This is a genomic window from Oxalobacteraceae bacterium OTU3CAMAD1 (assembly GCA_024123915.1).
Taxonomy (GTDB): domain Bacteria; phylum Pseudomonadota; class Gammaproteobacteria; order Burkholderiales; family Burkholderiaceae_D; genus Rugamonas.
In genome coordinates this window covers 857361-877010 of the sequence record CP099650.1, presented here as the reverse complement: position 1 = coordinate 877010, position 19650 = coordinate 857361, and the positions used below count along the sequence as shown (strand labels likewise).

15 protein-coding genes are annotated in these 19650 nt (G+C 65.8%); 9 read left to right on the top strand and 6 right to left on the bottom strand.

Annotated features, from left to right (window positions below):
• Nucleotides 1-2: 2 nt before the first annotated feature.
• From NHH88_03735 to NHH88_03715, 5 genes are all read right to left on the bottom strand, one after another.
• The gene (locus NHH88_03735; GenBank protein ID USX14916.1) at nucleotides 3-1451 is read right to left on the bottom strand and encodes a TIGR01777 family oxidoreductase; all 1449 of its coding nucleotides are present in this window, start codon (nucleotides 1449-1451) and stop codon (nucleotides 3-5) included.
• Entirely contained in the window at nucleotides 1448-2068 is a 621-nt protein-coding gene (locus NHH88_03730; protein USX14915.1) for a DUF4166 domain-containing protein, read from the bottom strand. Before NHH88_03730 ends, NHH88_03735 begins: the two co-directional genes overlap by 4 nt.
• Nucleotides 2065-2613, bottom strand: coding sequence for a GbsR/MarR family transcriptional regulator (locus tag NHH88_03725; protein USX14914.1), 549 nt, complete (start codon nucleotides 2611-2613; stop codon nucleotides 2065-2067). The genes NHH88_03730 and NHH88_03725 overlap by 4 nt, the downstream gene beginning before the upstream one ends.
• 93 nt (nucleotides 2614-2706) lie before the next feature.
• Entirely contained in the window at nucleotides 2707-4305 is a 1599-nt protein-coding gene (locus NHH88_03720) for a methyl-accepting chemotaxis protein (protein USX14913.1), read from the bottom strand.
• A gap of 97 nt (nucleotides 4306-4402) precedes the next feature.
• On the bottom strand, nucleotides 4403-5962 hold the full coding sequence (locus NHH88_03715; GenBank protein USX14912.1) for a DNA mismatch repair protein MutS: 1560 nt from the start codon (nucleotides 5960-5962) through the stop codon (nucleotides 4403-4405).
• A gap of 203 nt (nucleotides 5963-6165) precedes the next feature.
• On the opposite strand from NHH88_03715, the gene NHH88_03710 reads away from it, so the two are divergent.
• The 8 genes from NHH88_03710 to NHH88_03675 all read left to right on the top strand — a co-directional run bounded on the left by NHH88_03710 (nucleotide 6166) and on the right by NHH88_03675 (nucleotide 17139).
• On the top strand, nucleotides 6166-7434 hold the full coding sequence (locus tag NHH88_03710; GenBank protein ID USX14911.1) for an efflux RND transporter periplasmic adaptor subunit: 1269 nt from the start codon (nucleotides 6166-6168) through the stop codon (nucleotides 7432-7434).
• Between the two features lie 31 nt (nucleotides 7435-7465).
• A complete protein-coding gene (locus NHH88_03705; GenBank protein ID USX14910.1) occupies nucleotides 7466-8194 on the top strand; it encodes an ABC transporter ATP-binding protein in 729 nt (242 codons plus the stop codon).
• A gap of 10 nt (nucleotides 8195-8204) precedes the next feature.
• The gene (locus NHH88_03700; GenBank protein ID USX14909.1) at nucleotides 8205-9521 is read left to right on the top strand and encodes an ABC transporter permease; all 1317 of its coding nucleotides are present in this window, start codon (nucleotides 8205-8207) and stop codon (nucleotides 9519-9521) included.
• Between the two features lie 12 nt (nucleotides 9522-9533).
• Nucleotides 9534-10769: an FtsX-like permease family protein gene (locus NHH88_03695; protein ID USX14908.1), complete on the top strand. Its 1236-nt coding sequence runs from the start codon at nucleotides 9534-9536 to the stop codon at nucleotides 10767-10769.
• A gap of 120 nt (nucleotides 10770-10889) precedes the next feature.
• Nucleotides 10890-12236 carry a sigma-54 dependent transcriptional regulator gene (locus NHH88_03690; GenBank protein ID USX14907.1) on the top strand — a complete coding sequence of 449 codons (1347 nt, stop codon included), beginning with the start codon at nucleotides 10890-10892 and terminating at the stop codon, nucleotides 12234-12236.
• Nucleotides 12237-12262: 26 nt separating this feature from the next.
• Nucleotides 12263-13618, top strand: a complete 1356-nt coding sequence (locus tag NHH88_03685) for a PAS domain-containing sensor histidine kinase (GenBank protein USX14906.1) — start codon at nucleotides 12263-12265, stop codon at nucleotides 13616-13618.
• A gap of 9 nt (nucleotides 13619-13627) precedes the next feature.
• Nucleotides 13628-14404 carry a methyltransferase domain-containing protein gene (locus tag NHH88_03680; protein USX14905.1) on the top strand — a complete coding sequence of 259 codons (777 nt, stop codon included), beginning with the start codon at nucleotides 13628-13630 and terminating at the stop codon, nucleotides 14402-14404.
• A gap of 287 nt (nucleotides 14405-14691) precedes the next feature.
• Nucleotides 14692-17139, top strand: coding sequence for a TonB-dependent receptor (locus tag NHH88_03675; GenBank protein ID USX14904.1), 2448 nt, complete (start codon nucleotides 14692-14694; stop codon nucleotides 17137-17139).
• A 95-nt stretch (nucleotides 17140-17234) separates the two neighbouring features.
• Here NHH88_03675 and NHH88_03670 read toward each other — a convergent pair whose 3' ends face one another.
• Nucleotides 17235-18743: a PLP-dependent aminotransferase family protein gene (locus tag NHH88_03670; protein ID USX14903.1), complete on the bottom strand. Its 1509-nt coding sequence runs from the start codon at nucleotides 18741-18743 to the stop codon at nucleotides 17235-17237.
• Nucleotides 18744-18844: 101 nt separating this feature from the next.
• On the opposite strand from NHH88_03670, the gene NHH88_03665 reads away from it, so the two are divergent.
• The gene (locus NHH88_03665) at nucleotides 18845-19528 is read left to right on the top strand and encodes a pyridoxamine 5'-phosphate oxidase family protein (protein ID USX14902.1); all 684 of its coding nucleotides are present in this window, start codon (nucleotides 18845-18847) and stop codon (nucleotides 19526-19528) included.
• Nucleotides 19529-19650 lie beyond the last annotated feature (122 nt).

Sequence of the window (19650 nt, the reverse complement as noted above, 5' to 3'; positions counted from 1 at the left end):
ATCTAAACCACGCTGCGCAGCGCGCCGTCCAGGGTTGGGTGGCGGAACACGAAGCCCTCCCCCGTCAGCCGCTCGGGGAAGACGCGCTGGCCTTCGAGCAGCAAGTCGGCCTGCTCGCCCAGCGCCAGCCGCATCGGCCAACCCGGCGTCGGGAATCCGTAGGGACGCTTCAGCACCGTTGCGGCCGCGCGGCTGAATTGCGCCTGGCTGACCACTTCCGGCGCGGTGAAGTTGTACGCGCCGCCGTCGCCGCCACGGCACAGGTGGGCGATGCCGCCGATCAGGTCGTCGACGTGGATCCACGAGAGCCACTGCGTGCCGCCGCCCAGCGACCCGCCCAGCCCCAGCTTGATCGGCAACAGCATCATCGGCAGCGCGCCCTGCGTCCCCAGCACCAGCCCGAAACGCATGCGGGCCACACGCACGCCATGCGCCTCCGCCGCCTGCGCGGCTTCCTCCCACTCGCGGCACAGGTCGGACATGAACATCGGCTGCGGACCATCCTTCTCGGTCAACACCGTGTCGTCGCCGCGCTTCTGTGTGCCGTAGTAGCCGATCGCCGACGCCGACAACAACACAGCCGGCTTGTGCTCGGCGGCGGCGATCCAGTCGACCAGCTTGCGCGTCAAGGCGACACGGCTCTGACGCAAGGCGGCACGGCGTGCGGCCGTCCAGCGCCAGCCCAGGATGCGCGCCCCCGCAAGGTTGATGACGATGTCGATGCGGCGCGAGGCGGGCAACTGCTCCATCCCGCCCACGCACTCGACCCGGCCGTCGAACAGCCACGCGGCCTGGCGCGGCTGGCGGCTCAACACCGTGACCCGATGGCCGTCGCGCAGCAAGGCGCGCACCAGCCGCTGGCCGATAAAACCGGTGGCGCCGGTCACCAGGAAGCCACGCTCGCCGTCGGCAAAGCGCACCGACGGCGCCGCCGACTCGCGCTCCGCCATTTTTCCGATGGCGCGCGCGGCCCAGGCGTCGCGCAGGCCGGACAAGCCGACGCCCACGCCGCACAAGGCGAGGAACACGCCCAAGGCGCCCTGCGGCTGCCACACCAGCGCCGTCGGCATGGCCGCCAGCGCCGGCGTGTCCAACGCCAGCAGCGCGATGAAGGCGCCACCGTTCATCGCCAGCACCGTGTGCGTGACACGCTCGGTCGCCGGCAGCAGGCGGGTACGGTCCTCGACCACGAAGTCCCACAACGTCAGCACGATTTCGACCACGAACACCAGCAGCAGCACCACCGCCCAGACGCCCTGGAACGACCACGAGGACAGGCCGATGAACATCGCGCTGTAAATCAGCGCGCGCGCCGCGTGGATGGATAGCTCGCGCCGCGCGCTGGCGCGGCCCGGCAAGGCCTCCGTCAGTTCGTGGTGATACAGCGTGTCGAAGGCGCCGAGGCAGCCCTGGAAAGCCATCAACTGCAAGGCTAATAAATGCGTGTTCATGCCGAGACCTCCCTGAAAACGCCGGCTTGCGTGAAGGTGGTGCCGAAGATCGCATGCCGGATCTCGATGCGGATGTCGAACTGGTTGGCGTTGTTATTGCGGTGGCACAGGAAGGTCTTGCCCGGCGTGAGCAATCCGGGAAGTGGAATGCGGACCCCGAACAGCTGCCAGAAATAACCATCGCTTTCGAAGTGCAGATTGCCGTCGCGGACGTCGAGCACCAGCTTCATGCCCAGGCCCGCGCCGACGTACTCCAGCACCTCCCCCTTTGGACTTTCCGCCATGTAGGAGGTGAACATCACCGGCTGGCGGGCGTTGAGGCGGTAGGTGCGCTGCTTGAAGATCCAGGCGCAATCGCGCTTCGAATAGACCTGGATGTCGACCGGGAAGTCGGCGTCGTTATACGGCATCAGCGCGCCTTTGACGAAGGGCATGCTCAGATAACCGAGCACGCGGCCGACCCGCGAACAGGTCAGCTCGGACAAATGCCCCGTGTAATACAGCGGCGTGCCGGGCAAGGGATTCTTGTCGAAGCGGGCCTGGATATCCGGATGCAGCTTGCTCCACTCTCGGCCCAGGATTTTTTTAAACAGTTCACCTTCGGACGGGATCATCATTCGCCGGCCGCCTTGCTGTCGTCGCCGCCGAGCAGGCGCGCGACCTTGCCGCCCATTTTCAGGAAGCGCTGCATGGTGGCCGGCGGCAGGTGCTTGTAGTCGCCATAGGTGGCGGTGAGCATTTCGAGGAAGTCCAGCACCTGGTCCATCTTGACCTTGGTGGCCGGCTCCAGCGCCGGGTCGTGCTCCGCCTCGAGCGCGCATTCGCGCAGCACCGTCAGGGTCGGATCGATCTCGCGTTTTTTACGTTCCTCGACGATGACGCGGAAGATTTCCCACACGTCCTGCAGGGCGACGAAGTGGTCGCGCCGGTCGCCGGCGATGTGGGTGATGCGCACCAGCCCCCAGCTTTGCAGCTCCTTGAGGCTGTTGCTGACGTTGGAGCGGGCAACGGTCAGCGTCTCGGCGATCTCCTCGGCCGGCAGCGGCTGGTTGGACAGGAACAGCAGCGCGTGGATCTGCGCCACCGTGCGGTTGACGCCCCAGCGCGTGCCCATCTCGCCCCAGTGCAGGATGTATTTTTGGATGGTCGGCGCGAGGATCATGGAATTCTTTCATTTCTGTCGTTACAGAAATAATAGAATTCCCCGCGCCGGATGTCAAGCGGGACATCAACGGGAAGCCGTGACAAACACGGGTCAGGCCAGCGCCAGCGCCCGCCCGGTGGTCCCAGCGGAAGCGCCGCCGGCGTCGATCTTGAAGATGCTGACCGTCTGCGCCAGCTCGCCGGCCTGGTCCTGCAGCGACTGCGTGGCGGCAGCCGCCTCCTCCACCAGCGCGGCGTTTTGCTGCGTGACCTGGTCCATCTGCGCGATCGCCTGGTTGACCTGTTCGATGCCCTCGCTCTGCTCGCGGCTGGCGACGGCGATCTCGCCGACGATCTGCGTCACCTGGTGGACGTTGCCGACCAGGGTGTTCATCGTCGTGCCGGCGCGCTCGACCAGGTCGGTGCCCAGCTGGATGTTGGCCACCGATTTATCGATCAGCAGCTTGATCTCCTTGGCGGCGGCGGCCGAGCGCTGCGCCAGGTTGCGCACCTCGCTGGCGACCACGGCGAAGCCGCGCCCCTGTTCGCCGGCGCGGGCCGCCTCGACGGCCGCGTTCAGCGCCAGGATGTTGGTCTGGAAGGCGATGCCGTCGATCACGCCCGTGATATCGACGATCTTGCGCGACGATTCGTTGATGTCGTTCATGGTCGTCACCACTTGGTGCATCACCTCGCCGCCCTGGGCGGCGGTGCTGGAGGCCTCCTCCACCAGCGAGCGCGCGTGCTGGGCGTTTTCCGAGTTCTGCTTGACGGTGCTGGTCAGTTCCTCGATCGACGCGGCCGTCTCCTCAAGCGAGCTGGCCTGGGTCTCGGTGCGCGACGACAGCTCCATATTGCCCGCCGCCAGCTCCTGCGAACCGGTGTTGATCACCTCGGCGCCGCGCCGCACGCGTGACACGGTCGACAGCAAATCCTGCTGCATGCGGCGGATCGCCGCCAGCAGACGCTGGATCTCGTTGTCGCCGGATTGGTCGATATGGGCGGTCAGGTCGCCGTGCGCGACCTGGTCGAGCAGCGCCACCGCGCGCTCGAGCGGACGCAGCACGACGGACTTGAGCAGCAGGTGCACGCCGACCACCAGCGCCAGCGCGGCGGCCAGGCCAAGCGCGACCAGCCACATGACCAGTTTGTATTCGCGCGCGCCGCTGTCCATCAGCTCGGTGATCTGTTCGTCGCTCAGCTTTTGGTATTTTTCCAGCTGGGCCGAGAAGGCGGCGCCGGTCGGCGTCAACTCCTTGGTGTTGATGGTGGTGTAGGCGTCGGTGTCGTCCTGCGCCAGCGCGGCGGCGGCGCGCTCGAGCACGCGGGACTGGGCGCGGCCGGCCTCGATCAGGCCGGCTTTCAATTGCGCGTCCTGGCCCGGATAGGCGGGCGCCTTTTCATACTTGTCGATGAAGTCCAAGGTGCGCTGGTAGGATTTTTTGGCGCTGGCCAGGGCGGAGTCGCGGTCTTCCTTGCTACCGCCCTCCTTGACGGTGGTGTAGCCGCGCGTCAAGGCCGATCGGGTGCGGGTCGTATCCTTGTAGGCGTCGTTGATGACGATGACCTGCGCGCCGATCTCGTGTACCGTCGCGATCGCCTGGTTCGACTGCTTCAACGCATAGATACCGAGCCCCGCTCCAACCACCAGCATGGCCGCAAATAACAGCAGCACACCCAACAAACTCGCCCGCACAGTCACATTGTTCATCATTTCCCCGCATTCATCGAATTATCATTGCCTGCTGGCAATAATGTGAATCCGAAATATACCAAGAAATTGACATTCGGGCGATGAAAAATGCGTTTTACTCTCCCAGCACCGCCTCGCAATCGGCAGGGTGCGCCATGTAATCGCTGAGCCAATCGTGGACGCGGTTGGCCTTGGCCGAGATGGCGGCGTCGAAGCCGCGCGTGGCTAGCAAGGCGATACCGTTGGTTTCTTTTAACACTCCCGGCGCCAATCGCAAATGGCCGTCCACACGGCTCACGCACCACGGCGCCAGCGTCTCGCCCAGCAACGGCGCCAGCACCAGGTTGTGCGACGAGACGATGACCCGGCCCGACGCCGACAGCGTATGCAGCACGGCGGCGGCGGCCGATATCGATTCCAGATGGTTGGTGCCCCTGAATATCTCGTCGATGATGAAGATCGCCGGCGCCCGCTCGGCCAGCGCCAGCAGCTCGCGCGCGCGGCGCAGCTCGGCGATGTAGAGGCTCTCGCCGCCTTCGAGCGCGTCCTCGTTCTGCATGCTGGAATAGACCGGCAGCGACGGCGTGACGGCGGCGTCGGCGTAACTGAAACCGAAGGCGCGCGCCACGATCAGATTCAACCCGACGGTGCGCAGCAAGGTGCTCTTGCCGATGCCGTTCTGGCCGGAGATGAAGGCGCCCTGCCGTTCCAGCGCAAACGACAACGGCGCCGGCTCGGCCAGCAGCGGATGCACGGCATTCTCCAGCGTCACGCCGTGCCCGTGTCCGGACCAGCAATACCGTGGCGCCTGCGCCAGATGCCGCGCCAGCGCCAGGTCGGCCTCCAGCGCAGCGACCCGCTGAAAACTCGCGCGCAGCAGATCGAGGTTGGCGCGCACCACCTCGCGGCTGTCGAAGTAGTGACGGATGTTCATCAGCCAAAGCCAGTCGCCGTATTCGCGCACACCCGGCAACTGCGCGAGCAGCGAGCGGCTCATGCCGCGATTGACCTTGCCGGCGCGCGCCGCGTCGTCGCGCAGGTCGGCCGTCATCCCGTCGACTTTGGACAGCAAGGTATGCGCGCGCAGCATCTGCTGCAGCGTCTTGAGGATGCGCTCCCATTCCGACGCCGCCTCGCTAAAGCGCATCTGCACCAGCGACAGCGACAACCACAATCCCAAGGTCACGCCCCACAGCGGCAGGAAGCCGCTGAACAGCGCCAACGCGGCCGACAGCAGAAACGCCATTGGCAGCCATGGCAAATAACGCGCCCAGCGCGGCACCGGCGCCGGCGCCGCGCCGAACAAGGTCTCGCCGACTTCACGGTCCGCGCGGCGCAGCCCCTCGCAGGCGGTGAGCAATTGCTGCCGCAGTGCGCCGTCGTCCACCAACGTCCGCACCCGCGCGGCGGACGCGGACACCTGCTCGCCACCGTCCGGCGCGTGCAGGCGGCGGTGCAGCTCCTGCTGTCCGAGGATGCTGGTGCCGAGCGCCAGCTGCGCGCTGTATTGGGGCAGCAGCATATCGTCCCAGGTCTGCGCATCGAGCGCGCCGCCGTCCCCGTGCAAGATGCGCTGATAAAGCGCCACATCGCTGGCGACATAAGGATAGTCGCCGATCTCGTCGGCCGGCATGGCGGGAAGCAAAAACCGGGTAAGCCTGTCGATCAAAGTCATGGGAAAGAAAATAGTGGCGACAGCACCCCATATAATTCCAATTGGCAAAATATCAACCGGACGCGGACGCCGCAATGGACAACCCCGGACAAAAGCGGACACCCGGACAGCGGACAGGTCACAACAAAACCGAGCAAATTCAAGCACTTACAAAGTGGCACGGATCCTGCAAAGACACGCATATCTTTTTCTCAACGACCACCATGATCCGCGACACCTCCAGCCAAGACGCCGTCATCGCCGCCCCCAAGGGCCAAACGGCCAAGCGCCGCCTCGTCATCGCCGCCGCCGCGCTCGCGCTGCTCGCGGTTGGGTACTACCTGTTCCACACCTGGGGCGGCAGCGACCACTCGGTCAACATCTCGCGCCTGCGCATCGCCGAAGTCACGCGCGGCACCCTGATCCGCGACGCCGCCGTCAACGGCCGCATCGTCGCCGCCATCAGCCCCACCTTGTACTCGACGTCCCCCGCCACCGTCACCCTGAAGGCGGCCGCCGGCGACACCGTCAAAAAGGGCGACGTGCTGGCGGTGCTCGAATCGCCCGACCTGTCGGACGCGCTCAAACGCGAACAATCGGCCTACGCGCAGATCGAGGCCGACGTCGAGCGCCAGAAGATCCTGGCCCGCAAACAAAAGCTGCTGGCCCGACGCGACGCCGACACCGCCGAAATCGACCGCCTGTCCGCCCAGCGCACCTTGGAGCGCTACGACGCCGTGGCCAACGACGGCGTCGTCGCCAAGATCGACTACCAGAAGGCCAAGGACGCATTGAACTCCGCCGACATCCGCGCCCGCCATGCCCGCCAGGCGGCCGAACTGGAAGGCGACAACGTGGCGCTGGAACTGACCTCCAAGGTCAAACAGCTGGAGCAGCAGCGCATGATCCTGTCCAACGCCCAGCGCCGCGTCGACGAGTTGACGGTGCGCGCGCCGGTCGACGGTTTCATCGGCACGCTGTCGGTGGCCAACCGCAGCGTGGTGCCGCTCAACACACCGCTCATGACCCTGGTCGACCTGTCCAAGCTGGAGGTCGAGCTGGAAGTGCCCGAAACCTACGTCGCCGACATCGGCCTGGGCATGAGCGCGGAGATCAACGTCGGCACCGGCACGGCCACCGGCAAGCTGTCGGCGCTGTCGCCGGAGGTGGTCAAGAACCAGGTGCTGGCGCGGGTGCGCTTCAACGGCGCCCAGCCGGCCGGCCTGCGCCAGAACCAGCGCATCACCGCGCGCCTGCTGATCGACGAAAAACCCAACACGCTGATGGTGCAGCGCGGCCCGTTCGTCGAATCCGAGGGCGGCCGCTTCGCCTATGTGGTCCGCGACGGCATCGCCATCCGCACACCGATCAAGATGGGCGCCACCAGCGTCTCCGCCGTGGAGATCCTCGATGGCCTGAAACAAGGCGACAAGATCGTCATCGCCGGCAGCGAAACGTTCGAGAACGCCGCGCGCGTCTCGATCAACAACTAATTCACTCGACACCAGTTCAAAGGAATCCATTATGCTGCGCATGCAAAACCTGAGCAAAGTCTATCGCACCCACATGATCGAAACCCACGCGCTGCGCGGCTTCGAGATCAACGTCAAGCAGGGCGAATTCGTCACCGTCACCGGGCCGTCCGGTTCCGGCAAAACCAGCTTCCTCAACATCGCCGGCCTGCTCGAGGAATTCACCGACGGCGAGTACATCCTCGACGGCATCAACGTCAAGGGCATGGACGACAACGCCCGCTCGCGCCTGCGCAACGAAAAACTCGGCTTCATCTTCCAGGGCTTCAACCTGATCCCCGACCTGTCGTTGTTCGACAATGTCGACGTGCCGCTGCGCTACCGGGGCTTCAACGCCGCCGAGCGCAAGGAGCGCATCGAAGACGCGTTGTCCAAGGTCGGCCTGGCCTCGCGCATGAAGCACTATCCGGCCGAACTGTCCGGCGGCCAGCAGCAGCGCGTGGCGATTGCGCGCGCGCTGGCCGGCTCGCCCAAGCTGCTGCTGGCCGATGAACCGACCGGCAACCTGGATACACAGATGGCGCGCGGCGTCATGGAACTGCTGGAGGAGATCAACGCGCAAGGCACCACCATCCTGATGGTGACCCACGACCCGGAACTGGCGGTGCGCTCGCAGCGCAATGTGCACATCATCGACGGCCAGGTGTCGGACCTGGTGCGCAAGGCGCCTTCTTTATTCGACGCCAAGGCCAGCGCCGACGGCAAGTCGCATGTCGCCTAAGGGGACCAGCATGTTCCAATATTATTTTATGCTCGGCCTGCGCAGCCTGCGCCGCAATCCGGCGCTGACGGCGCTGATGGTGCTGACCCTGGCGATCGGCGTGGCCGCCAGCATCGCCACCCTGACCATCCTGCACGTGATGTCGGGCGATCCGATCCCCAGCAAGAGCGACCGCCTGTTCGTGCCGCTGGTCGACAACGGCCCGCTGGAAGGCTGGTCTCCCGCCGACGGCCCAAACGACAAGCAGATCAGCTACCGCGACGCCGTCAATCTGCTGGGCAGCAAAGCCGGCGAGCGCCGCACGGCGATTTACGGCATCGCCGTCGCCATCGAGCCGGCGCGCAAGGACATCGGCGTGTTCAACGCCAGCGGCATCGCCCCGAGCGGCGATTTCTTCAACATGTTCGAGGCGCCCTTCCTGCACGGCCAGGGCTGGAGCCCGGCCGACGACAAGGCGGGCGCCGATGTCGTGGTCCTGAGCCGCAAGCTGTCCGAAAAATTGTATGGCGACGCCGATCCGGTCGGCCAGCGCATGACCATGGGCGGCTTCCAGTACCAGATCGTCGGCGTGCTCGATACCTGGAACGTGGTGCCGCGCTTCCACCGTGTGATCGGCGCCAGGGACGGCCCTTTTAGCGAGGAGGAGGAACTGTATATTCCGTTCACCAGCGCGATCCGCCACGAGATGCAGCGCAACGGCAGCACCAGTTGCAGCAGCGATTTCGGCCCCGGCTTCCAGGCTTTCCTGAACTCCGAGTGTACCTGGATCCAGTTCTGGTTCGAGACGCGCAGCGGCGCCGATCGCGCAGAACTGCAAAGCTTCCTGGACAGCTACGCGATCGAACAGCGCAAGCTGGGACGCCTGAAGCGCAACGCCCCCAACATGCTCTACGACGTGCGCGAATGGCTGGACTACCTGAAGGTGGTGGCCAACGACAGCAAACTGTCGGCGTGGCTGGCATTCGGCTTCCTGGTCCTTTGCCTGGTCAACACCATCGGCCTGCTGCTGGCCAAGTTCTCGGTGCGCGCCGCCGAAGTGGGCATCCGCCGCGCGCTGGGCGCCTCGCGCCGGGAGATCTTCAACCAGTTCCTGATCGAGACCACGGTGGTCGGCCTGGCCGGCGGCGCGCTCGGATTGCTGCTGGCCTTTGGCGCGCTGGCGCTGATCGCCATGCAGTCGAAGGCGCTGACGGCGGTGGCGCACATGGACTGGATCATGTTGCTGACCACCTTCGCGCTGGCCGTGCTGTCGGCGGTGCTGGCCGGGCTGCTGCCGACCTGGCGCGCCTGCCAGGTCACGCCCGCGCTGCAACTCAAATCCCAATAAGAGAGGCCCGTCATGGAAATCCGCCCCATCATCTCCGCGCTGTTGCGCAACAAGACCGGCCCGATACTGGTGGCCGTGCAGGTCGCGCTTAGCCTCGCGATACTGGCCAACGCGCTGCACATCGTGCAGGTGCGCCAGGCGGTATCGGCGCGCGCCAGCGGCATCGCCAACGAGCAGGACGTGCTGAGCCTGCAGATCCGCCACCTCAAATACGGCAGCCATCAGCACCAGCTGGCCGTGCAGCGCACCGAGACGGCCACCCTGCGCGCGGTGCCGGGGGTGATGTCGGTGGCCGCCACCAGCCAGATGCCGCTGTCGCGTTCCGGTAACTACAGCAGCCTGTCCGTCGACCGCAAGCAGCTCAAGACCATCACCCAGACCACCACCTATTTCGGTGGCGATTCACTGATCAAGACCTGGGGCCTGCAGTTGATCGAGGGCCGCGACTTCGTGCCAAGCGAGGTGCCGGAGATCGACCAGAACACCAGCAACGACTTTGCCAAGATCGTCATCATCACCAGGGCGCTGGGCGAAAAACTGTGGCCGGGCCAGACCGCTTTCGTCGGCAAGACCTTCTTCTTCGGCGCCGGCAACGACGCCAAGGAAGTGCGCGTGATCGGCGTGGTCGAGAAGCTGCAATCGCCCGGCGCCCAGATCAAGGAGGACGGCGAGTATTCGACCCTGGTGCCGGTGCGCCTGACCGGCGACGACGTCCACAACTACACCGTGCGCGCCGAACCGGGGCAGCTGGATCGCGTCATCAAGGATGCCTCGGCGGCGCTGACGGCCGCCTCGCCCACGCCGGTGATCATCAAAACCCGCACCATGAACGAAATTCGCAAGGACCGCTACCGCGCCGACCAGGCGATGGCGTGGATGCTGGTGACGGTCAGCGTGCTGCTGTTGCTGATCACCGCCAGCGGCATCGTCGGCATGGCCAGCCTGTGGGTGACGCAGCGGCGCAAGCAAATCGGCGTGCGGCGCGCCCTCGGCGCCCGCCGCATCGACATCCTGCGCTACTTCGTCACCGAGAACATCATGATCACCAGCGCCGGCGTGGCGGCCGGCGTGCTGCTGGCGCTGGGCCTGAACCAGCTGCTGGTGAGCAAACTGGAAATGGCGCGCCTGCCCGGCGGCTACCTGCTGGCCGGCGCCGGCGTGTTCCTGGCGCTGGGCGTGGCCGCCGTCTACGGGCCGGCGTGGCGCGCCGCCACCATCTCGCCGGCGACAGCCACCCGCAGCGCGTGACCCGAACCCGGAACGACCGCGCGGGACGCGACATTCGCGGGCAGCGGGGTCGTACCCCCGGGGTACGACCCCAGTCACGGTTCGGGTTAAAAGCCGGCCAGACAATGTTATGCTTGCGTCATGCCTACCGTACTGATAATTGACGACAACGCCGCCGTCGCCATCGCCCTCGAAGTGCTGTTCTCGCTGCACGACATCGACGCGGTGCGCGCCGCCTCGCCCGAAGCCGGCCTGGCGCAGCTGGCGCGCCAGCCGGTTGACCTGGTGATCCAGGACATGAACTTCAGCGCCGACACCACCTCCGGCGAGGAAGGCACGGCGCTGTTCCGCGCCATCCGCGAGCGCCACCCCGACCTGCCGGTGATCCTGCTGACCGCCTGGACCCATCTGGACGCGGCGGTCGACCTGGTCAAGGCCGGCGCCGCCGACTACCTGGCCAAGCCATGGGACGACAACCGCCTGATCGCCACCGTCAACAACCTGATCGAACTCGGTGTGACCAAGCGCGCGCTGCACCAGCGGCTGCAAACGGAGCTGCGCCAGCGGCGCGAGCTCGAACGCGGCTACGACTTGTGCGGCATGGTGTGGCAGGACCCGGCCACCGAACGCGTAGTCCACCTGGCCTGCCAGGTCGCGCGGGCCGACGTGCCGGTGCTGATCTCGGGCCCCAACGGCACCGGCAAGGAATGCATCGCCAACATCATCCAGGCCAATTCCTCGGTGCGCGACGGCCCCTTCGTGGTGCTCAACTGCGGCGCGCTGCCGGCCGAATTGATCGAGGCCGAATTGTTCGGCGCCGAAGCGGGCGCCTACACCGGCGCCTCCAAGGCGCGCGAGGGCAAGTTCGAGGCGGCCGACGGCGGCACCCTGTTCCTCGACGAAATCGGCAACCTGCCGCTGGCCGGGCAAATGAAGCTGCTGCGCGTGCTGGAGACGGGCCGCTTCGAGCGCCTCGGTTCGAACCGCGAGCGCCAGGTCAAGGTGCGCGTGGTCAGCGCCACCAACGCCGACCTGCAGGCGATGATCAAGGCGGGTAGCTTCCGCGAGGACCTGTTCTACCGCCTCAACGTGATCGAGCTGCGGCTGCCGCCGCTGTCGGGACGCCCGGCCGACATCCTGCCGCTGGCGCGCCATTTCCTCGGCACGAATCAGAACCTGCAATTGCATCCGTCCGCGCAGGCGGCGCTGCTGGCCCACCCGTGGCCGGGCAATGTCCGTGAACTGAAAAACGTCATGGCGCGCGCCGGCCTGCTGGCCCAGGGCGACACCATCAAGGTCGGCGACCTCGGTCTGCCGGCGGCCGCCGCGACGGCGATGGAGGAAGGCGTGCGCGAACCTGACCGCGACGCCATCGGCCTGGCCCTGAGCCGCGCCGGCGGCGTGGTGGCGCAGGCGGCGGCGGAACTGGGCCTGTCGCGCCAGGCGCTGTACCGCCGCATGGAACGGCTGGGCATCGCCCGCTCCTGATGGCGCCGACGCCCCCTTCGAAAGACATGCGCGGGAAAGGTCTGCGCCAGGGTTTTCGCCTATCGTTGCTCACGCGCTGGACGGCGTTGATCGGCACCCTGCTCACGGTCGGCATTGTCATCGCGCTGGCCATGACCCACTTCTTTCCCGACAATCCCGGCCTGGTGCTGGCGGTATGCCTGCTATGCGTGCTGCCGATCTCCATCATCACCATCCGCTCGCAGCTCGAATACATGCTGTCGCTGTTCCGCGCGCTGACCGGCACCGTCACCAGCTACCGCGACGGCGACTTTTCCTTCAGCCTGCACTGGCCGCAGAACGATGAACTGAGCGACCTGGTGGCCGCGCACAACGCGCTCGGCGACGTGCTGCGCCAGCAGCGGCTCGACTTGGTGCAGCGCGAACTGCTGCTCGACACCATGGTGCAGAACACGCCGGTGGCGATGCTGCTGGTGAGCGAATCCGGCCCGGTGGTGTATGCCAACATCGCCGCGCGCCAGCTGCTCAACGAAGGCCGCAAGCTCGAAGGCCACCGTCTCGACGACGTGCTGGCGAAGGCCTCGCCGGCGCTGGTGGAGGCGATGGCGCGCGGGGGCGACGGCCTGTTCACCACCAAGGACGGCGCCAAGGTCGACGACATCGATGAGGAAGAGGTCTACCACCTGGCGCGCCGCAGCTTCAATTTGAACGGGCGGCGCCACGAACTGCTGCTGCTGCGCCAACTGACCATGGAGCTGCGCCGGCAGGAGGTGCAAACGTGGAAAAAGGTCATCCGCGTGATCAGCCACGAATTAAACAATTCGCTCGCGCCTTTGACGTCGCTGGCCCACTCGGGCGCGGAGCTGGTGCGGCGCGGCCAGACCGAGCGCCTGCCGCAGATCCTGGAGACGATCGAGGAACGCACCCGCCACCTGGAGAGCTTCATCCTCGGCTACGCGCGCTTCGCCAAGTTGCCGGCGCCACGGCTCGAACCGCAGCACTGGCCGGCCTTCCTGGCGCGGCTGTCGCAGCAGGTCGAGTTCACGCTGGCGGGCGAGCCGCCGGCCGAATCCTGCGCCTTCGATCCGGCGCAACTGGAGCAGGCGCTACTCAACCTGCTCAAGAACGCCCACGAATCGGGCTCTCCGGCCGCGCAGGTCGCCCTGGAGGTGCGGCGCCTGCACGAGGCGGTGCGCATCGATGTGCTGGACCGGGGCCCGGGCATGAGCGACACCGTGTTGACCAACGCGCTGGTGCCCTTCTACTCCACCAAGCGTAGCGGCACGGGCCTGGGCCTGGCGCTGGCGCGCGAGATCGCCGAGGCCCACGGCGGGCGCATCACCCTGGCAAACCGCGATGGCGGCGGGCTGGCGGTGACCATCATCCTGCCGCTGGCCTGTTAAACTGGCGGCATGTCTTCCAAGTCCTCTCCCAACGCCGTCCGCTACGACCAGCCCGGCCATCCGCCGGCCACCATCACCGAATTCGAGGGCGTACGCAGCCTGCACCTGGGCACCTCGTGGGTCCAGGGCGCGATGCGCCTGTCCAAGCCGGACAACATCGAGCTCGAATACGTGCAAATGATGATGATGTGGTTGCTGTTCAACGACAACCCGCGCCACATCGTTCAGCTAGGACTGGGCAGCGCGGCGCTGACCAAATTCTGCCACCGCCGCCTGCCGCAGGCGCGCGTGACCGCCGTCGAACTCAATCCCAACGTCATCGCGATCTGCAACGCGCAATTCGGCCTGCCGTCGAACGACGAGCGCCTGAACGTGATCGAAATGAACGCGATGGACTTCGTGCTGGACCCGGCCAACCACGGCACGGTCGACGTGCTGCAGGTCGACCTGTACGACGAGGAGGCACGCGGCCCGGTGCTCGACTCGCCCGAGTTCTACCAGGCCTGCCACGACTGCCTGCGCGAAGGCGGCATCATGACCACCAACGTCTTCGGCGACTTTTCCAACTACGACAAGAATTTGCAAACGATGGAGCAGGTGTTCGACGCCGTGGTCTGGCTGCCCGAGGTCCACGACGCCAACATCGTGGTGATCGCCTTCAAGGAGTCGCCGGTGATCGATTTCGCCGTGCTGTACGAGCGCGCCGGCGCCATCAAAAAGACGCTGAACCTGCCCGCCAAATCCTGGGTCAACGGCCTTAAAGGGTGGATGCTGGACCAGCAATAAAGCCGTCGTGAAGGACGCACCGGCTTAGCGCATTTTCCGTCTATCGATATGCAAGCGCCTCATACCGATGCGGGCACGCCACAGTTTCGCACCGTTTTGCAGCGCGCAAGTTGCGGGCCGTCGGCCAGATTACGCCACATCCCCGCGCAACGCGAGCAATATTAGCAATCGTACACATTCCGCAACAAGTTGGTGCATGCCGCGTTGCAGCCGTGCGACAGCTCAAGATAGTATTTTCTCAACGACCGCTACCAGCGGCGTCCCAACAAAAACAAAGAGAGAAATACATGACAAGAGCACTGACAGTAGCACCCCGGTTCAAGCGCACGCTGCTCGCCAGCGCCATCCTGCTGCTGGTGGCCGGTCCGGGCTTGGCACAAACCCAGGCCGCCGCCGACGAGCAGCTGGCCAAGGAACAGACGGTCGTCGTCCTCGGCTCGCGCACGGTCGCCAAAACGGCGCTCGACACGTCGTCGCCGGTCGGCCTGATCGGCCTGAAGGACATGCAAACGGCCGGTCCGCTGGAACTGGGCAAACTGCTGCAAACGCTGGACCCGTCGTTCAACTTCTCGAGCACCTTCGTCAGCGACGGCACCGACAGCATCCGCCCGGCGACCCTGCGCTCGCTCGGGCCGGACCAGGTGCTGGTGCTCATTAACGGCAAGCGCCGCCACCAGCAGGCGCTGGTCAACGTCCAGCAAACCGTCGGACGCGGCTCGGCCGGTACCGACATCAACGCCATTCCGCTGGCGGCGATCCAGCGCATCGAGGTGCTGCGCGACGGCGCCGCCGCCCAATACGGCTCGGACGCCATCGCGGGCGTGATCAACATCGTGCTCAAAACGCAAACCAGCGAGACCTCGCTGAGCGGCACCGTCGGCACCACTTCCGAAGGCGACGGCGACCTGTACTCCGGCAGCGCCAACACCGGCTTCGCGCTGGGCCAGGACGGCGGCTTCCTCAACCTGACCGTCGAAGCGCGCAAGCGCGGCGAAACCAACCGCGCCGGTCCCGACTCGCTGCGCGTGGACCCGCCGCGCGTGACCCAGCACCTGGGCGACAGCAACACCCGCGACACCTACTTCTGGTGGAACGGCGCCATCCCGATCGACAAGAGCAGCGAATTCTACGCCTTCGGCGGCCTGTCCAAGCGCAAGAGCGACTCGTTCGGCTTCTTCCGCTCGGCCGGCGACGCCCGCACCGTGCAGGCGGTCTATCCGAACGGCTTCCTGCCGGCGATCCACACCGACATCAAGGACGCCTCGTTCGCCTTCGGCTACCGCCGCGACCTGCCCAACGACTGGAAGGCCGACATCAGCATCAACCACGGCGCCAGCGAACTGGCGTTCCACGAATCCGACAGCTTGAACACCAGCTACTGGTACGAGCCGAAACCGGGCGGCGGCATATACGCCGAATCGCCGCGTGAAGCCGACACCGGCACCTTGAAATTCGACCAGACCACGATCAACGCCGACATCAAGGGCCCGATCAAAATCGGCGGCAGCAGCGTCTTCGTCGCCACCGGCTTCGAGTACCGCCGCGACAACTACCAGATCGTCGCCGGCGACCCGGTCTCCTACCAGTACGGCCGCACCAACAACCCGGCCATCGCCATCACCACGCCAAGCGGCGCGACGGCGGCGGCGGGCATCCAGGGCTTCCCCGGCTACACGCCGGCCACCGCCGTCGATTCGGGCCGCCACAACATCGCGCTGTTCCTCGACGCGGAACACAAGCCGCTGGAGAACCTGACCCTGGCCGGCGCTGTGCGCTTCGAAAAGTACTCGGACTTCGGCAACACCACCACCGGTAAGCTGAGCGCCCGCTATGACCCGAGCAAGACGGTCGGCTTCCGCGGCAGCGTCTCGAGCGGCTTCCGCGCGCCGAGCGTGCAGCAGCGCTTCTACAGCTCCGTGTCGACCAACCTGAATAACGGCGTGCTGACCGAAACGCTGACCGCGCGCGAAGGCAGCTCCGTCACGCAGGCCTTCGGCATCGCCCCGCTGAAAGAGGAAACCTCGACCAGCGGCAGCGTCGGCATGGTGCTGCGTCCGGCCAAGAACATGTCGCTGACGGTCGACGCGTACCAGATCAAGATCAAGGACCGCATCGTCTTCTCCAGCGAAATCGCGCCGGAGGCCGGCGGCGGCCCGATCACCAATATCCTGCGTCCGCTGGGCGTGGGCCAGGCGCAGTTCTTCACCAACGCGGTCGATACCCGCACGCGTGGCCTGGACGTCGTGGCCGAGCACACCACCAAATTCGCGGCGTCGTCGCTGGTGCTTTCCGGTCAACTGGGCTTCAACAAGACGGAGGTGAGCAAGCGCCATTCGACATCGACGGTGCTGACCGGCGAGCAGCTGTTCGACCAGGCGCAGGTGACCTTGATCGAACGCGGCCAGCCGCGCAAGCACCACGTGGTGGCGGCCGACTACACGGCCGGCGCGTGGAACGTCAACACCCGCGCCAACTACTATGGCGAAGTGCAGGCGCAAAGCTTCAGCCCCCTGCATACGTGGGATGCCAAATGGCTGGTTGACGCGTCGGTGCGCTATGGCTTCAGCAAGCGCACCTTCCTCAGCGTCGGCGTGAACAACATGTTCAACGAACTGCCATCGGAATGGACCAACGGCGGCGATTTCCCGAAACTGGGTTTCACCCGCTGCTGGGAAACCTGCCCGATCGGCGTGAACGGCCGCTCGATGTACATCCGCATGGATACCGCGTTCTAAAGGCTGCCCGGAGACACGGAGGGCGGATTAGCGAAGCGTAATCCGCCATTTATGAGCCGCCAACGGCGCAAACATGGCGGATTACGGCGTTCCGCCTAATCCGCCCTACGTGTCACAGTGGATACTTGGCCTGCGCGACTCTGCTCAAACGCAGCCATGTGCACAATCGCCGCCAACCGCTTCACCAAATCATCCATCTGCTCGGCCGGCACCTGCGCGTAGCCGAGCATCAAACCCCGCCACCCCGACGTCCCCTTGGTGTCATGCCGGCTCAAGGCGTTGACCACGATCCCGTGCTCCAGCGCCTGCGCGCTCACCGCCACATCGTCCATCGCCTCATCCCTGAACCGCAGCGCCAGATGCATCCCGGCCGAGCCCCCATGCACCGTCGCCACCGAACCCATATGCCGCTCCAGCGACACCACCAGCGCGTCGCGCCGCTGCCGGTACAACCTGCGCATGCGCCGCACATGCAACGCGAACTGCCCGCTGCGTAAGAACTCCGCCAGCGCCAGCTGCTCCGCCGTCCGTCCGCTCGCATGCGACTGCGCCCGCATCAGCGCGAACGCCGCCTCCAGCGCTGCGGGCACCACCACAAAAGCGATCCGCAGCGACGGGAACATGGTCTTGCTGAACGTCCCCAGATACACCACCGGCGCATCCGGCGCCAGCCCCTGCATCGCCGACAGCGGCGCGCCGTCATGCCGGAACTCGCTGTCGTAATCGTCCTCGATGATCAGCGCGCCGGCGCCGCGCGCCGCCTCGATCAGCGCCAGACGGCGGCGCAAACTGAGCACGCTGCCAACCGGATACTGGTGCGACGGCGTCGTATAAATCAGGCGCGGTGGCCGCAGCAGCCAGTCCTCCGGCGTCGGCGCGATGCCGTCTTCGTCCACTTCTATCCCCGCCACATTCAAGCCGGCGCCGCGCGACGCCGCCAGTGCGCCGCCATAGCCCGGACTCTCGATCCAGATCGTGTCGCCCGCGTCGGCCAGCGCGCGCATGCACAGCTCCAGGCTGCTCTGCGTGCCGTCCGTGATGAACACCTGGCCCGCATCGCACACCACGCCGCGCGCTGCGCGCAGGTGGTCGGCGATGGCCTCGCGCAGCAGCGGCTCGCCGGCCGGATCGCCGTAGTTCAGCTGCGCCACCGCCAGCGAGCGCCATGCGCGTTCCAGCATGCGGCGCCACAGGGTCAACGGAAAATGGTCAAGCGCGGGCACGCCGGGAACGAAGGCGCCCATCATTTCGGCGGGACCGGGCAAGGGTCGCAGTCCGCGTGCACGCTGCGCCAGCCCCGCCTGCGCCAACGCGCGCGGGGCTGGCGACGGCTTGCGCTCCGGCGCGATCGTCGCCACCACGGTACCGCGCCGGTCGGTGGTGACGAAGCCTTCGCTGGCCAACTGCTCGTACGCGTACAGCACGGTATTGCGTGCCAGTCCCAGCTCCTCGGCCAGCGCGCGCGAAGCGGCAAGCCGCGTGCCTGCGGCCAGCGTGCCGTTGCGGATTGCCGCGCGCAGGCACTCGTGCAGCATGCGCTGACGCGGCCAGCCCCGGTGACTGTGTTGCGCCGCATAGCCGGTGATCAGCAGGGACATATCCATTTTTGATCCATTGTTGGCTCCATCAAATTCGATATTTCTGGACCTGTTTTCAGGGCCAGCAAGCCATTATATTGTTGTTTCACTCATTTTGGATGGAGATCATGACCGCAGCAGCCACCCCCACGCACCAAGCCACCGCCACCGCACCAAGCGACCGCACCCGCGTACGCCGTGGCGCCGAGAAGGCGCAGTACGACACAGCCACCCTGCACGCCATCATCGACGACGCCTACCTGTGCCACATCGCCTTTAGCGACGCCAAAGGCTCGCATTGCATTCCTACCGCGTGCTGGCGCGAGGATGGGCATTTGTACATTCACGGCTCGAACGGCAGCCGCATGCTCAAGCGCCTGGTGGAAAGCGAGACCTGCGTGACGATCACGCATCTGGATGGCCTGGTGTTGGCGCGATCGGCCTTTAGCCACACGATGAACTACCGTTCGGCGATGATCTATGGCCGCTTCGAGGTGGTGAGCGATGAAGCGGAGCGCCATCGCACGCTGGAAGCGTTCATGGAGAAGTTGGCGCCGGGACGCCAGGCGCAGGTCCGGCCGGGCAGCGACAAGGAGTACGCGGCCACCACCATCCTGCGCATCCCGCTGGACGAAGCGGCGTGCAAGGTGCGCAGCGGCGGCCCGAGCGACGACGAGGAGGACATGCAATGGCCGGTTTGGGCAGGTGTGCTGCCGTGGGTGCGAACCCCGGTGGCGCCGCGACGGCATGAGGCCTGCACCATCGAGGCTCCGGACTATGTCCTCCAATGGGAATGTAGTACGGCTACATAAAAACAGATCAATCTGTAGCAGAAATACAACTGAAAGCGATTTCAAGGCGTGTACCTAATGATGGGTTTGTTATTTTGATGTCAAAAGGTAAAACTTGATTTGACTTGTTTTCTAGTTTTAAT